The 14,871-nt window shown below is 64.5% G+C and carries 17 protein-coding genes; 4 read left to right on the forward strand and 13 right to left on the reverse strand.

What is annotated here, in order from left to right:
- Positions 1-194 precede the first annotated feature (194 nt).
- Positions 195-1,310, forward strand: coding sequence for an anhydro-N-acetylmuramic acid kinase (locus LB526_RS20065; protein ID WP_224629403.1), 1,116 nt, complete (start codon positions 195-197; stop codon positions 1,308-1,310).
- On the opposite strand, the gene LB526_RS20070 is transcribed toward LB526_RS20065, so the two are convergent.
- Positions 1,311-1,736 (reverse strand): GNAT family N-acetyltransferase, encoded by a 426-nt coding sequence (locus tag LB526_RS20070; protein WP_224629405.1) that lies wholly within the window; start codon positions 1,734-1,736, stop codon positions 1,311-1,313. It abuts the gene before it with no gap.
- A 91-nt stretch (positions 1,737-1,827) separates the two neighbouring features.
- On the reverse strand, positions 1,828-3,012 hold the full coding sequence (locus LB526_RS20075) for an MFS transporter (RefSeq protein ID WP_224629406.1): 1,185 nt from the start codon (positions 3,010-3,012) through the stop codon (positions 1,828-1,830).
- A 48-nt stretch (positions 3,013-3,060) separates the two neighbouring features.
- On the opposite strand from LB526_RS20075, the gene LB526_RS20080 reads away from it, so the two are divergent.
- Complete coding sequence (locus LB526_RS20080) at positions 3,061-3,600, forward strand: Lrp/AsnC family transcriptional regulator (RefSeq protein ID WP_140785449.1); 540 nt, start codon at positions 3,061-3,063, stop codon at positions 3,598-3,600.
- Here LB526_RS20080 and LB526_RS20085 read toward each other — a convergent pair.
- Complete coding sequence (locus LB526_RS20085; RefSeq protein ID WP_224629408.1) at positions 3,597-4,100, reverse strand: hypothetical protein; 504 nt, start codon at positions 4,098-4,100, stop codon at positions 3,597-3,599. The two genes, LB526_RS20080 and LB526_RS20085, sit on opposite strands and share 4 nt — an antisense overlap.
- 12 nt (positions 4,101-4,112) lie before the next feature.
- Positions 4,113-4,943, reverse strand: a complete 831-nt coding sequence (locus LB526_RS20090) for a class I SAM-dependent methyltransferase (protein WP_224629409.1) — start codon at positions 4,941-4,943, stop codon at positions 4,113-4,115.
- Between the two features lie 85 nt (positions 4,944-5,028).
- On the opposite strand from LB526_RS20090, the gene LB526_RS20095 reads away from it, so the two are divergent.
- Complete coding sequence (locus LB526_RS20095; protein WP_224629410.1) at positions 5,029-5,982, forward strand: LysR family transcriptional regulator; 954 nt, start codon at positions 5,029-5,031, stop codon at positions 5,980-5,982.
- Positions 5,983-6,149: 167 nt separating this feature from the next.
- Here the strand turns inward: LB526_RS20095 and LB526_RS20100 are convergent, their stop codons facing one another.
- Positions 6,150-6,485 (reverse strand): hypothetical protein, encoded by a 336-nt coding sequence (locus tag LB526_RS20100; protein ID WP_224629419.1) that lies wholly within the window; start codon positions 6,483-6,485, stop codon positions 6,150-6,152.
- 110 nt (positions 6,486-6,595) lie between these two features.
- Entirely contained in the window at positions 6,596-7,450 is an 855-nt protein-coding gene (locus LB526_RS20105; protein WP_224629421.1) for a helix-turn-helix transcriptional regulator, read from the reverse strand.
- 80 nt (positions 7,451-7,530) lie between these two features.
- On the opposite strand from LB526_RS20105, the gene LB526_RS20110 reads away from it, so the two are divergent.
- Positions 7,531-8,433, forward strand: coding sequence for an SDR family oxidoreductase (locus tag LB526_RS20110; RefSeq protein WP_224629423.1), 903 nt, complete (start codon positions 7,531-7,533; stop codon positions 8,431-8,433).
- Positions 8,434-8,479: 46 nt separating this feature from the next.
- On the opposite strand, the gene LB526_RS20115 is transcribed toward LB526_RS20110, so the two are convergent.
- The 7 genes from LB526_RS20115 to LB526_RS20145 form a co-directional block, all read right to left on the reverse strand.
- Entirely contained in the window at positions 8,480-9,187 is a 708-nt protein-coding gene (locus LB526_RS20115; protein ID WP_224629425.1) for a GntR family transcriptional regulator, read from the reverse strand.
- A 136-nt stretch (positions 9,188-9,323) separates the two neighbouring features.
- A complete protein-coding gene (locus LB526_RS20120; RefSeq protein WP_224629428.1) occupies positions 9,324-10,067 on the reverse strand; it encodes an aspartate/glutamate racemase family protein in 744 nt (247 codons plus the stop codon).
- Between the two features lie 11 nt (positions 10,068-10,078).
- Positions 10,079-10,801, reverse strand: a complete 723-nt coding sequence (locus tag LB526_RS20125) for an ABC transporter ATP-binding protein (RefSeq protein ID WP_224527782.1) — start codon at positions 10,799-10,801, stop codon at positions 10,079-10,081.
- Complete coding sequence (locus LB526_RS20130) at positions 10,798-11,577, reverse strand: ABC transporter ATP-binding protein (RefSeq protein ID WP_224629429.1); 780 nt, start codon at positions 11,575-11,577, stop codon at positions 10,798-10,800. The genes LB526_RS20125 and LB526_RS20130 overlap by 4 nt, the downstream gene beginning before the upstream one ends.
- A gap of 3 nt (positions 11,578-11,580) precedes the next feature.
- Positions 11,581-12,561: a branched-chain amino acid ABC transporter permease gene (locus LB526_RS20135; RefSeq protein ID WP_224629431.1), complete on the reverse strand. Its 981-nt coding sequence runs from the start codon at positions 12,559-12,561 to the stop codon at positions 11,581-11,583.
- A 7-nt stretch (positions 12,562-12,568) separates the two neighbouring features.
- Positions 12,569-13,435: a branched-chain amino acid ABC transporter permease gene (locus tag LB526_RS20140; protein ID WP_224544285.1), complete on the reverse strand. Its 867-nt coding sequence runs from the start codon at positions 13,433-13,435 to the stop codon at positions 12,569-12,571.
- A gap of 77 nt (positions 13,436-13,512) precedes the next feature.
- Complete coding sequence (locus LB526_RS20145; RefSeq protein WP_095768827.1) at positions 13,513-14,715, reverse strand: ABC transporter substrate-binding protein; 1,203 nt, start codon at positions 14,713-14,715, stop codon at positions 13,513-13,515.
- Positions 14,716-14,871 lie beyond the last annotated feature (156 nt).

Below are 14,871 nucleotides of genomic sequence, written 5' to 3' on the forward strand. Positions count from 1 at the left end.
CAGTCGCCCGGCCGATGGTCTTGTTCGCAGCCTCGCGCCTTCTTCGCCGAGAGGCAAGAACGGCGTTGCTCCGTTTTCACCATTCGATGCAAAAAGCCGTCGGTCTATGCGCCGCCTGCTCGGGTGTAGCGAGACACTTGCCTGCCGGGCCGATCCGTCCGACACGTGAATGAAGGGCGATTCGAGGAACGACCATGGAACCAATCTGGGCTGTCGGCCTGATGACCGGCACGGTACTCGATGGCAATATCGACGTGGCGCTGATCAAGACGGACGGCGAGCGCATCGCCGACACCGGCACCTACACGCTGGCCCCCTATCCGCAATCGATCCGCGCCCTGCTGGAAGAAACGCTGCGCCAGGCGCGCGCCTGGAATTTCGAAGGGCCGGAGCCGGCGATTTTTCGCGAAGCCGAGGAGGCGCTGACGCGCGCGCAATCGGCGGCGGTCAGGGATCTGGTCGAGAGCCAGGGGATGAGCATGGCCGATATCGGCGTCGTCGGCTTCCACGGCCAGACCGTGCTGCATCGCGCCCCGCAGCCGGGGCGCATCGGCCGCACCCGCCAGCTCGGCGATGGCGAGCTGATGGCCTCGCTGCTCGGCACCAAGGTCGCCTATGATTTCCGCTCGGCCGATGTCGCGGCCGGCGGGCAAGGCGCGCCTTTGGCCGCCGCCTATCATGCCGCGTTGCTTAAAGAGGCGGACGACAGCGGCGACACCGCGGTGCTCAATCTCGGCGGTGTCGGCAACATCACATGGTGGGACGGCAAAGACGCAATCGTCGCCTTCGACACCGGTCCGGCCAATGCGCCGGTCAACGATTTCATCAAGTCGAAAGGCCTCGGCGAGATGGACCGCGACGGCAGGCTGGCCGCCGCAGGCAAGGTCGACGAGGAACGGCTCGCCAGGCTCTTGCAGCATCCGTACCTGACGAAGCCCTATCCGAAATCGCTCGACCGCTTCGACTTCACCGCGGCGATGGCCGAAGGGCTGAACGCCGAGGACGGCGCTGCGACGCTGACCGCCTTCACCGTCTCGGCCGTCGGCAAGGCGCTCGACCTGTTGCCGCGTCGACCGAAGCGGCTCGCGGTCAGCGGCGGCGGTCGTCACAACCCAACGATGATGGCAATGCTCGAGAGCCGCGCCGGCGTCGAAGTGGTGCAGGCCGAGACGCTCGGATGGAAGGGCGACGCGGTCGAAGCAGAGTGTTTTGCTTTCCTCGCCGTGCGCGTGCTGCGCGGCCTGCCGATCAGCTTTCCGAGCACCACCGGCGCGCCAAAGCCGATGCGCGGCGGAAAACTGGCGGGCTGATCAGGCCGACAGCTTCTTCTGCAGGAAGACACGGCTGCGGCCGATGGGGAAGTCAGGCAGCGTGCCGAACGGTTGATAGCCCTGGCGCCGGTAAACCTTCTCGGCGATCGGATTGAAAGTGTCGATCCAGGCGCTGTGGCAGCCGCGCGCGGCAGCCTCCTGTTCGGCCGCGTCGAGCATGCCGGCGGCAATGCCTTTTCCGCGCAGTCTTTCGTCGACCCACAGCCACTGCACGTAGAGCCAGCCCCAGGCGGTGTAGCCGGAAATACCGGCAACGAGGGTGCCGGTATTTCCGCGCACGAAAACCGCGAGCGACTTTCGGCCTGACGCTCCGACATCGGCATCGTTGAAAGCGGTAAGGCTTGCGCCCAGGAAAGCGAGGTCCTGCGGCGAGGGCTCGGCGGTGATCTCGAGACTCGTCTTCATCGGCTGCGACTCCGGTTCGCAAGCCAGCCTTAGAGCAATTCCAGGAAAAGTGCGAAACAGTATTCCGGCCGCAAGCGAAGACTGAGGCCTGTCACCGCGGGCCGACTGACCGCCAAGCCGCTGCGCCCGCCGCCACCAGCATCAATCCCGCGGCGATCAAGGCGCAGTGGGCGAAGCCGAGGCTCGTGTAGAGCGGGCCGAAGCCTGCCGTGCCGACGGTGACGGCGAGATAGGTAACCGCGCTGTTCAGGCCCATGATGGTACCGCGCCGCGCCGGGTCGAGCGCGGTGAGGCGCATGACCAGCACGTTCAGCCCGAAATGGTTGGCGAGGCCCCAGACGGCGATCGTCGCGATCAGCAGGCCGAAGCCGCCGCTTGCCAGCGCGATCGCGACATAGACGGCGGCGACGAGAAGATAGGCGAAAGGCATGATGCGGCGGGCGCCGAGGCGGTCGATGACGCCGTCGAGCAAGGCGGCCGCGCCGAAGCCGAGACCGTAGGCGACCGCCGCCAGGCCGTTGGCGCTGACCGGCTCGCCGAGGGCTTGGTGAAGATGATCGCCGAGATAGCCGTAGACGCCGTAGAAGGCGGTCATGAAGGCGCCGCAGGCAATGAGCAGCGGCAGGATGCCGGGAACGGCGAGCGCGCCGAGCGGCGACGGCGCAGGGCCGCTTTCCCCGGTGTCGTGGAGCGAGCTCATCGCCAGGCCGGCAACGGCCGCTCCTGCGAGCAGCGCAACGGCCGCGAAGACGGCGCGCCAGTGGATAAGATCGGCAATCACGGCCGACAGCGAGACGCCGGCGACCATGGAAAGCGTCCAGCCGGTCAGCACGACCCCGATGGTGCCGCTTTCGCGGCCGGGCGGCGCGATCGCGGCCGAGCTGGCATAGATCGCCGGCATGGCGATGCCGGCGGCAATGCCGGCGACGAGCTGGGCGGCCACCAGCATCGTCACCGTCGGCGCCAGGGCGCTGGCGACCAGCGCGATGGCCAGCAGCAGCAACGCGCCCTGCAGCATGCGGCGCGCGCCGATCCGGTCGATGTAGCGGGCAAGGAAGAGCGCGCTGGCCGACGTGCCGAGGCCGAAGGTGGCGGCGGCCGTCATCACCGCCGGCACGCTGGCGCCGAACGATGCCGCGACGGCCGGCGCGATCGGTCCGAGAACAAGCGAATTGGAGCCGATGACGGCGATGCAGCCGGTCAGCAGATAGGCCGTGGCCGGGATCGGCGCGCGCGGCGCCTCAGTCATAATTACTGATTGATTGCTGTTCGACATATCATCATAATGGCCGAATTAAATTCCGCATCAATGGAGAATTTCAATATGGACACAGAAACAGATGACATTCAGCGGAACAAGCATCCGGCCCGGGAGGTCGACCCTATCGACCGAAAGATATTAGGCGTCCTCGTCGAGGACGCGACCATCAGCTATGCCGAGCTCGGCGAACGCGTTGGCCTGTCGCCGCCGGCGGCGCATGAGCGGGTCAAGCGGCTGAAGCGCAGCGGCGCCATCCGCGCCACATCGGCGATCATCGATCCGAGGGCGGTGAAGAAGCCGCTGCTTGCCTTCGTGCATATCGACACCAGGGGCTGGGGCAAGACGCCGGAGCTGATGGCGGTCTCCAAATATCCGGAGGTCGAGGAGATCCACACGGTCGCCGGCGACACCTGCATGCTGCTCAAGGTGCGCACCGAGGACACGCGCGCGCTGGAGGGCCTGCTGGCCCGTCTCTACGACACGCCCGGCGTGACCTCGACGCGCAGCTATGTGGTGCTGTCGACCTATCTCGAGCGGCCGGTGCAGCCCGAGATCACGAACGAATGGCCGGCGCCCAAGCATATGGCGACACCGGTTTATTAAGTCGCCGTGAGCTGATGGCGCCTGGAACGCGCCAGCAGATAGAAAGCCGCGACATGCGTGACCATCAAAAGCGGCACGTAGAGGATCGGGATCGCATAGGTCGTGCCCAACTGTCCGGCATGGCCCGGAAGGTCGAGCGCGACGCCGTGATAGTAGTCGCCGACAATGTCCACCACGCCTACGAGGTTAAAGGCGACGACCAGCGGCCAGAAGATCACAGGCCTCGCCACGGTGATTAGCGCCAGCATGGCGAGCAAGCCGGTGGCGAAGTCGCCATAGGCGGCGAAGCTTGCGAAGGCAGGTGCAAGGTCGGGGCCGACCACGCCCGGGATGAGGAATACGAGCCCGAAGAAGCGGAAGCTGTGCAGCGTTGCGATGGCGCGCTGCGCCTCTATCGGCTCCATCGACCTCAGCCTTGGCCAGATATAGGCGGCGAAGCAAAGCAGCCACGGCACGTAGCCGAGCACGAGATGGATGTTGAAGATCATCGCAGGTGACATCTTCGCCCCCTATCAAGCCTTGGCCGGAATCGCCTCGAACACTGCCGTCAGAATGCCCAGCCGTCCCTCCATGAGATTGCGCCCGAGATTGGTGGCGAAATCGGCGAAACCCTGGCCCATGACGACGCCGAGATTGAGCGAAGGCGGCGGGCCGGAGGCACGGAGCTCGGCGAACCAGGCCTTGGCGGCAGCCGTGTCGTCGCGGCGGACGAGCGTGCCGAAGCCGGCGGCTTCGATCGCCTCGCAGGTCGCCTCGGCCGTCAGCAGGAAGCTTTCGCGCGGCGTCTTCGCCCAGGGCACCGGATAGTGCGGATCGCCGCCATTGAGCACGACGTCGAAGGTCGCGAATTTTCCACCCGGTTTCAGCACGCGCCTGATCTCGCGATAGAGCAACGGCCGGTCGGCGATGTTCATCGCCACATGCTGCAAGAGCGCGGCATCGAAACGGCTGTTTTCGAAAGGCAGCGCCAGCGCGCTGCCGGCTTCGAACGACACTTTGTCGTCTTGGCCGGTGCGCGTGGTCAGGTAACGCGCGGCCTCGACGAAGGGTTCGCTGAGATCGACGCCGGTCACCGCGCAGCCATAGGTCTCGGCAAGAAACCTGGCCGGCCCGCCGACGCCCGATCCGACGTCGAGCACGGAGATATCGGCCTTGATGGCGGCAAGATCGGCGAGCTCCGCCGTCGCGGCCAGCCCGCGGGTATGGAACTGGTCGAGGGTCGCCAGCTGTTCGGGCTTCAGCCGCTGTTGCTCAGGCCCAAACACCGCCAGTGCGTTCTTCAATCGACCGGTCAAGCCGGTCGCGCGATAGTGATCGCGCACGCGATCGAGTTCATCGGTCATTGCCGCTTCCCTTCAGGCTTCCAAAGTCATGGAAGAAATACGGCCGCTTTCCGCGAACCACTATCCACGATAATGTCGATGGGTCATGAAGCAGAACTTCACAGTCAGGCACGGCGCGCTCGACGGTGTCGAAGCATTCCTGAGCGTCGCAAGGCATCGCAATTTCCGCAAGGCGGCGGCCGAGCTCGCCGTCACGCCGTCAGCGATCAGCCAGGCGATACGAACGCTCGAGGCGCGCATCGGCGCCGCGCTGTTCATCCGCACGACTCGCAGCGTCGGCCTCACCGAAGCCGGCGAGCGCTTCTTCGCGCGCGCCCGGCCGGCTTTCGAGGAACTGATCGCGGCGAGCGAGATCGCGCGCGGGATGGGCCAGCGGCCGGCGGGGCTCTTGCGCCTCTCGGTACCGCCGGCCGTGGTGCCGATGCTGCTGGAGCCGATGGTCGCCTCCTTCTGCCAGGCCTATCCCGAGATCGAGCTGGAGATCGTTGCCAGCGGCGAGCTCGCCGATCTCGCCGCCGAAGGATTCGACGCCGGCATCCGGATGGGCGACCTGATCGCGCCCGACATGGTCGCGGTTCGCCTGACGCCCTCCTTTCCGATGGCGGTCGTCGGCAGTCCGGACTACTTGCGCCAGCGCGCGGCGCCCGAGCGCATCGAGGATCTGCGCGACCATGCCTGCCTGCGCCTGCGCCGCTCGAATGGTTCGGTCGCGCCCTGGTCTTTTGTCGACGGCAACAAGGCCGTCGAGGCAATCGTGTCGGGACCGCTCATCGCGCACGACTATCCGTCGCTGCTCGGCGCGGCGATCCAGGGTGTCGGGCTGGCGCAGGTGCCGGGCCCGATCGCCGAAGGGCCGATCGCCGACGGGCGACTGCAGGCGCTGCTCGGCCGCTTCGCGGTAACCACGCCGGGCGTTTTTCTTTATTATCCGGAAAGGCACCAGGCGTTGCCCAAGCTGCGCGCTTTCATCGACCACATCAGGCAGCCGGGCGGCGCTGACGCCGCCCCGAAGCGATCAGGCAGGCGGCGGCAAAGCTGACGCTTCGAAGGCCCGTGAAGGCGGTTAAGTCAGGCAGTAATCCGCTCGACCGAACAGAGCGGCTTCGGCGATGCCGGCCGCATGCGCCGCGCCTTCATGAGGAGCTTCAGCCAACCACCGCAAGCGATCCGGCGTGCGGGGGCGCGAAGGTAACGCCTTCTAAGCCTTTATCCCTTGTGCCACGCAAGCATTCTGCGGATCTCCTCGCGTTTTTCTTCCGACAGGCCCGAGAGTAAGTCCTCGTCCAGATATCCTTGCCGGATGAGAGTTGCGAAAACGACGGTCAGTTGCGAATAGCGATAGTCGAACGTCCGATCCAAATCGCGACGTTGCTCCTTCAGATAGTCCTCGACCTCCCACATCTCGGAGGGTGTGGTCGCGGCGTTCGCCCGTCTTTTGAATTCGGCCATGATGCTGGCCAGTGCCCTCTCAAAAGCCTTGTCATATGCGGCGCGGGCAACTTTCTTTTCGGAGGGCGACCAACTAAGCTCATTCAAGGTCATAGACATCTTCCACGAAGGAGTCGGGCGGTGGATATTATCCTAACCGGGTCGACTTTGTGACCTGTTTTCCGCTTCGCCCCACCTTGGCGGAAAACCGCGCATGGCGGCCATCATTCTGCGGCGCGAGCCGCGATCAGTGATCGAATACGTTCCGCATCCGACTGCGTGACGGGATTGTAGACGATCATGCCGAGTTCCGGGCGGCCGTCGACCGCGAAGACCGAGAACTCCAGCTCGATCAGCCCGATTTCGGGATGCCGCAGACGTTTCACGCCTTCGCCATGCGCCGGGACGACGTCATTGTCGCGCCAGAGTGCCGCGAACTCGGGGCTCACCCTGGAAAGCTCCTCGACAAGTTCCGCGACCTCCGCGCCGGCGCCGGCGCGGACGGCGTCGGCCCTGAAGGAGCCGACCACGAAACGCGCGACGCTCTGCCAGTCGTCCTGCGCGTCACGCACGCGCGAATTGCCGAACATCAGGCGCAGGATGTTGCGCTGCTCGCGCGGCAGCTTGGAATAGTCCGTCAGCATCGCCGCCGCCGCACGGTTCCAGGCAACCACGTCCCAGGTCGCGGTCTTGATGATCGCCGGGCTGGGGTCCAAAGCGTCGAGGACACGCTGGAGTCGCGGCGTCACGCTGTCCACGCTTTTGTAGCGAACTTCCGGAGGCCGCCCGAGACCCAGCATGAACAAATGCTCGCGCTCGGGCTCGGTCAGCATCAGCCCGGTCGCGATGCGGTTCAGCACGTCGGCGGACGGCGCGCCGCCCCGCCCCTGCTCCAGCCAGGTGTACCAGGTCGGGCTGATATTGGCGCGCTGCGCCACCTCCTCGCGGCGCAACCCTTGTGTGCGCCGGCGCCCCGTGGCGAAGCCGAAGGCGGCGGGGTCGAGGCGCATGCGGCGATCCCGCAAAAAGGTGCCAAGCTTGTTGGTCGTTTCGAGCGCCATCGCGATCCTGTTGACCATTATACCATGATAAAGTCACTACTTTAACAGAATGATTTATAGCGCAAACAGGGCCTCCGAACAACCACAGGAGACCCTCCATGCGTGTATTCCTTACCGGCGCGACCGGCTTCATCGGTTCCAGGATCGTGCCCGAACTTCTTACAGCTGGGCACAAGGTGCTTGGCCTGACCCGCTCCGAAGCCGGCGCGCGGTCGCTTGTCGCCGCAGGCGCCGAGCCGCATCGCGGCGACCTCGAAGACCTCGACAGCCTGTGCGACGGCGCGGCGAAATCGGATGCGGTGATCCACACCGCCTTCGACCACAATTTCTCGAATTTCGCGGCGAATTGCGAGAAGGACAAGCGCGCCATCGAAGCGCTGGGCGGCGCGCTGGCCGGCTCGGACCGGTTGCTTATCATCACGTCCGGTGTGGGCATGGGTTCCGCCGAGCACGGACAGCCAGCGAGAGAAGACGTGTTCAACACCGACCATCCCAATCCGCGTATCCTGTCGGAGCTCACCGGCGCGGCGATGGCCGAGAAGGGCGTCAAGGTGTCGGTGGTGCGGTTGCCGCAGGTGCATGACACGGTGAAGCAGGGCCTGATCACACCGCTGATCGCGCAGACGCGCGCCAAGGGCGTGTCCGCCTATCTTGGCGAAGGCCGCAACCGGTGGTCGGCGGCGCATGTGCTGGACGTCGCGAAGCTCTACCGTCTGGCGCTGGACAAGCAGGAAGCCGGCGTTCGCTACAACGCCGTCGCCGAGGAAGGCATTCCGGTGCGCGAGATCGCGGAAGTGATCGGTGCCGGTCTCAACGTGCCGGTGGTCTCGCTGTCGCAGGAAGAGGCTGCCGACCATTTCGGATGGCTTGCCATGTTCGCCAGCCTCGACATGCAAGCGTCGAGCGAATGGACGCGCGCGCATCTCGGCTGGCAGCCTACCGGACCCGGCCTCATCGCCGATCTCGAGCGAATGGATTACAAGCAGGCGGCCGCAGCCTAGCCTGGTCCTCCGGCGGTTCAGCGACCCGGCTGAACCGCCGTTCGCTCTAAGCTCGAAGCAGATCCGCCAGGCTGTCGGACTTCTCCACCTTGTCGGTAAGGTCGAGTCCGGACAGCAGGTCGACCAGATGGCTGTTCATCAGGGCGGCGGCGTCGGCGCTGTCGCCGGCCTCGATAGCGTCGACCAGCGCGTGGTGGGCGTGCTTCTCGCAGGTGGCGTCGCGGCGCTTCCAGTAGAGCGCGATGATCAGCGAGGAGTGCGAAACGAGATCGCGCACGAAGTTGGTGAATACCGAATGCGCGGCGATCTCGGCGATGCCGACGTGGAAACGCGCCGACAGCATGATGGCGTCGCTGTCGCGGCCGGCATGCAGCGCGTCGTGCTCCTTCTCCAGGTGTGACCGCAATTGCACGATATCGGACGGCACCGCCGTCCTGGCGGCGAGCGCGGCCACCTTGGGTTCGATCAGCGCCCTCGCCTCGAACACCTCCCGGGCCTCGATCTTCGATGGCTGCGCGACAAAGGCGCCGCGATTGGGCTCCAGCCGCGCCAGCCGGTCATGGGCAAGGGCCTGCAGCGCGGACCGGACCACCGTGCGGCTCACCGAATAGATCGAGGCCAGCTCGTCCTCCGGCAATTTGGTACCCGGCGCGAGACGATGGCTGACGATGGCGTCTCTCAGCCCATAATAGATCGGCGACCAGCGCGCGGCCGGCTTGTCGTCCCGATCTTCTTCCTTGAGTACCGTCAACATGCTTTCAATGCGCAGGCCCGAAATGGCCCGATCTGCCCCCCAAATCGCCGGCAGCCCGTCCAATCTAGTATCGCTCGCGCGGCGGTCAATCCCACCTGCCCGGGCGCCGGCCGGCCGTCCGCCAGCATGAAGCCGCCTAGATGACTTTAACTTCCGTGGGCGACAGCGGCGCGAACATGCCGGCGAACCGCTTGCCGCGCGGCGCCGCATAGCCACCGATCTTCGACGTCCTCAAGCCCACCTTGCACAGGCTCTCGGCCAGCGTGACGGCGCAGACGACGCCATCGAGCACGGGCACCCCATGTTCTTCGGAAAGGCTTTTGGCAAGGTCGGCCATGCCGGCGCAGCCGAGCACGATGGCTTCGGCGTGATCCTCGCTTATGGCGCGGGCGATCTCCTGCGATATCCTGTGCCTTGCATTCGAGCCCGGACGTTCGAGCTCAAGCACGGCGACCTCCGACGAGCGTACCTTGGCACAGCGCGAGGCGAGACCGTATTTCGCCAGATTGTGCTCGATCGCGGGCACCGAGCGGGCAAGCGTCGTGACGACGCTGAACTTGCCGGCGATCAGGCTCGCCATATGGAACGCCGCCTCGCCGATGCCGATGACGGGGGCTCCGCTGGCACAGCGCGCCGCGTCGAGCCCGGTGTCGTCGAAACAGGCAATCACATAGGCATCAGCTGCCGGCGCCTTGCGCATCTCGGCAATGATGCCCGGCACAGCGAAGACCTCGTCGAAGTAGCCTTCGATGCTTGGCGGACCGTCGGCCGGATTGACCGCCATGATTTCGGTTCCCGCGGAGGCGACGCTTTTCGCCGCCTCGCCGATCTTGACGGTCATCGAGGCGGTCGTGTTGGGGTTGATGACGAGAATGCGCATTGAAATCAGCCTCAGATCTCGCCGCCGAGATAAAGACGCTTGACCCGGTCGTCGGTCAGCAATTCGGCGGAGTTGCCGCTCAGCGCGACACTGCCGGTGGTGAGCGCATAAGCGCGCTGCGAGATACGCAGCGCCATGCGCGAATTCTGCTCAACCAGCAGCACGCTGACCTTCTCATCGCGGTTGATGGCGACGATCGAGCGGGCGATGTCCTGGACGAGTTTTGGCGCGACGCCGAGCGACGGCTCGTCAAGCAGGAGGAGCTTCGGCTTCGCCATCAGCGCACGACCGATGACCAGCATCTGCTGTTCGCCGCCGCTCATCGTGCCGGCGGCCTGCGAGAAGCGCTCCTTCAGCCGCGGAAAGCGCCCCAACACCATCTCCATCGACGCGGCGATCTCGGATTTTCTGGTGCGGGTGAAGGCGCCCATCAGGAGGTTGTCCCTGACCGACATGAAGGGGAAGACGCGGCGCCCTTCCGGCACCATGGCAATGCCCATCTTGACGATCTCGTCGGGGGCGGCGCCGTCGATGCGCTTGCCGCCGTAATGGATCTCGCCGGACCTGATCTTGCGCAAGCCGGTGATGGCGCGAAGGATCGACGACTTGCCGGCGCCGTTGGCGCCGATCAGCGCGACGGTCTCGCCCTCGTTGACCTCGAGCGAGACGCCTTTCAGCGCATACACGTGATCGTAATAAAGCTCGACATTGGCGAAGTTCAGGATCTGGTTCATAGGCCGATCGCCTCGTCTTCGCTGCCCAGATAGGCTTCGATCACCTTCTCGTTGGCCTGGATTTCCGACGGCGTTCCTTCGGCGATCTTCTGCCCGAAATTGAGGACCACGATGCGGTCCGAGATTTTCATCACGGCCGGCATATCGTGCTCGACGAGCAGGATGGTGAGGCCGAGATCGCGCAGGCGCCGCACCATCGCCACCATGCGCATCGTTTCGTCGTGGTTCATGCCGGCGAAGGGCTCGTCGAGCAGCAGGATCGAAGGATCGGTGGCAAGGCCGATGGCGATGCCCAGCGCCCGTAAATGGCCGTGCGGCAGGTTGCGGGCGGTCTCATTGGCAAGCGAGGAGAGGCCGAGCAGCGCCAGGATTTCGTCGGCGGAGGCGCCGAAGGCCACCTCGTCGGCCTTCGCCACGCCGGTGCCGAGGAAAAAGCCGAGAAGGCTTGCCTTCGAGCGTAGGTGATGCGCGATGACGACGTTGTCGCGCACGCTCATGTTCTTGAAGATGGTGGTCTCCTGAAAGGTGCGCACGACGCCCTTGCGGGCGGCGATATGCGGAGCGAGACCGGAGATGCGTTCGCCCTTCAGGCGCACCTCGCCCGATGTCGGCCTGAGGAACGACGAGATCAGCTTGAACAAAGTCGACTTGCCGGCGCCGTTCGGACCGATGACCGACAGGATTTCCTTCTCGCGCACCGAGAAGGAGATGTTGTTGACCGCGACGAGACCGCCGAAGCGCCTGGTTATGCCTGAGACTTCGAGCATTTCGGCCATCGCTCAACCCTTCTTCCGGGTCGTTTCGGCGAGGCTGAGCAGGCCGTTGGGCAGCACCAGCATCAGGACGATCATCAGGCCGGAATAGATGAGCAATTGGAATCGGCCGGTCTGGAACAGGAGGTCCCAGCCGAAATAGAGCACGAGCGTGCCGAGCATCGGACCGAACACATAGCCGAGGCCGCCGAGGAAACAGTTCAGCATGAAGTTGACGGAATCGGTGACCGTGAAGCTCGACGGATAGATCGATTGCGAGATGGCGGCAAAGATGGCGCCGGAAACGCCCCCGAAGAAGGACGACACGGCATAGGCAATGACGCGCAGATAGGCGATATTGACGCCGATCGAGGACGCAAGCTCCTCATTCTGCTGCAGCGACTGGCACAGCTTGCCGATGCGCGAATTGACCAGCCGGTACATGACCCCGAAGCAGACCACCATCAGCGTGACCGCCAGCAGATAGAAGGCGAGCCGCGAATTCTGCAGCGTGGCGAAATCAGGGATCAGCGTGATGCCGAAGACCGACAGCGCGCCGGGCAGCGGGATGCTGACTATGCCCTTGGCGCCGTTGGTGATCGGCAGCGCCAGCGCGAGCAGCCGCGCCACCTCGGTCAGCACCAGCGTGACCATGGCGAAGTAAACGCCACGCAGCCGCAGGATCGGCAGGCCGATCAGCACGCTCGCAGCGGCGCAGAACAGGCCTGCGACAGGAAGCGTCAGCCAGAACGACCAGCCATGGTTCATCACCAGTATGGCCGAGACGTAGCCGCCCATCAGCGCATAGGCACCCTGGCCGATGTTGATGCGGCCGATATAGAAGGTGAGCCAGACACCTGCGCTAGCGATGCTGAGCAGCGCCACCGAGGTCAGCGTGTAGTAGAGATCAAAACGACCGCTTGCCGAGATCGCGGCCGGCACGGCGATGAAGACGATCGCCAGGAAGGCCGCGACCGATGCGATTTTCATGTTGCGGTTGCGGGTCATGGCGCCATCAACCCCACGGCTTGCCCATCAGCCCGTTGGGACGGACCGACAGGAACACCATCAGGGCGGCGAATATGACGAGGTAGGTCACGTCGCCATATTCGCGCAGCACGGTGAGGCCGACCGACTCCATCATGCCGAGAATGAAGCCACCGGCGATGGCCCCGCCGACGACGCCCGCGCCGCCGATCATCACCATCAGGAAGGCCTTGATGGAGATCGGCCCGCCAATGCCGGAATTGACGCCGGTGATGGTGACCAGCAGCCCGCCGACGACGCCCGCGAGCATGGCGCCCATCGCGAAACCGATCATCGAATAGCGGTCGACGCGGACGCCCATCAGCTGGGCCGCGACGCGGTCCTGGGCAAGCGCGCGCATGGCGCGCCCGACCCGGCTGTACTGCATATAGAGCACGAAGGCTGCGATGAAGACGATCGCCAGCACGCCGACGACCATGCGATCGTAAGGCATGATGATGCCGGCATCGTTGAAGACGCCCTTGACTATCTTGGGAACGCCGCGCTGCTTTTCGCCGAACAGAAGCAGGATGACGGCGTCGAAGAAAAAGGCCGTCGCGGCCGCGAGCAGCATGGTGCTCTCCTCGCGGTGACTTCGCCTGATGACGGTGCGGAAGAGGAATTTCTCCATCAGCGCGCCGATGACGGCGAGCGTGACGCCAGAGGCGAGCAGCGCGACCACGAAAGGCAGGCCGAGCTGGCCGTAGACAGTGTAGGTGATGAACCCGCCCAGCACATACATCTGCCCGTGAGCAAAATTGAGCACGTTCATCAGGGCGAAGATCAGGGTCAAGCCCAGCGCGATCAGCGCGTATTGGGCACCGAGATACAATCCGTTGGCGATGACCTGTTCCATGGATACCTTCGATCTTCCGCGGGGTCCGGCCTATCGGACCCCGCGGCAAGCTGGAGGAATGACGCTCGAAGGTGGCGCTAGTCGACGGAACCGACGAACAAGGTCTGGAAAGCGCCGTCCTTATATTCGTTGACCACCATCGGCACCGAAAGCTGGCGCTTCTGGCCGAAGGAGGTCATGCCGACATAGCTGAGCTTCGCGTCGCCCTTCAGGAAGGGATTGGGCGCCGAGAAAGTGTCCATGGTCTTCTTGAATTCCTCGACGTTGTTGATGGCCGCCGGATTGGCCTTCAAGGTCTCGATGATGTATTCGAGCGCATAGACCTTGGTGTTTGACTCGTCGTTGTATTCGCCGAACATCTTGGTGTAGCGGGCGACGAATTCCTTCATCGCGTCCGAGGCGATCTCCGGCGTGGAGGCGCCGCCGACGGAGATGAAGCCGTTGGCGTATTCGCCGGCGCCCTCTTCCAGGACCTTGGCGTCCTGCGCGGTTTCCGTCGAGATCAGGCCTTCATAGCCGAGCTCGCGGGCGGCGCGGATGAGCAGCGGCGCGTTGGCCGGGGCCACGCCGGACAGGACGAGCAGGTCGGGCTTCAAAGCGACGATCGGCGTCAGCACTGGCGTGAAGTCGCGGGTGTCATTCTGGTAGGTGTCGTTCTGGGCGACGACTTCCAGTCCAAGTGCCTTCGCCGCCTCGACGCCGCTGTCGCGCTGGCTGAGCGGGTCGGATTCATTGGCCGCGACAAAGGCGATCTTCTTCACGCCTTTGTTTTCCTTGAGATATTTGTAGATCGCAGGGCCTGACTGATAGTTGGCGATCATCCCGAGCACCGCATTGGAGGCCGGCTTCTGGTAGAGCGCCTTGGGGAAAGCGTAGGGAAAATAAATGATGCCGTTGGCCTCGGCGACGGGGCGCACCGCGGCGGCGCCGTCATCGACATTCGGCCCGACGACATAGTGGATGCCTTCCTGCGCCATCTTCTCCATGCCGGCGATGGCGCGCTTGGGATCCTTCTGGTCGTCGAAGGTCACGATATTGATCTTGTAGGTGTCGTTGCCGATCTTGACGCCACCTGTCTCGTTGATCCAGGCGGCGCGGGTCTGCATCGAGCGCACGTTCGACGTGCCCCAGGCGGCAGCGGGGCCGCTGGTAACGCCGACGAAGCCGATCTTCAGTTCCTTGTTTTCAGCCTGCGCGGACGAAATGCCGAGAGCGGCAAGCGCCAGGGTCGAGACGGCGCCGAGCGCCATTGATTTCAGAGTCGAGCGACGGTTGATCATAGTTTCAGTTCCCCTTGGTTATCGCGCTTTGTGTTTTGCTCGTAGGCTGCGCGTATAGCGTAAGGGAAACCGGCCGAGGTCGATTGTCAACATCTTTCTTCATTATTGTATACAATGTCTGGGTCGACTGTGTGCGATGACCCGCAGACCCGCGAG

This window comes from Mesorhizobium sp. CA6 (genome assembly GCF_020165035.1).
Taxonomy (GTDB): Bacteria; Pseudomonadota; Alphaproteobacteria; order Rhizobiales; family Rhizobiaceae; genus Mesorhizobium.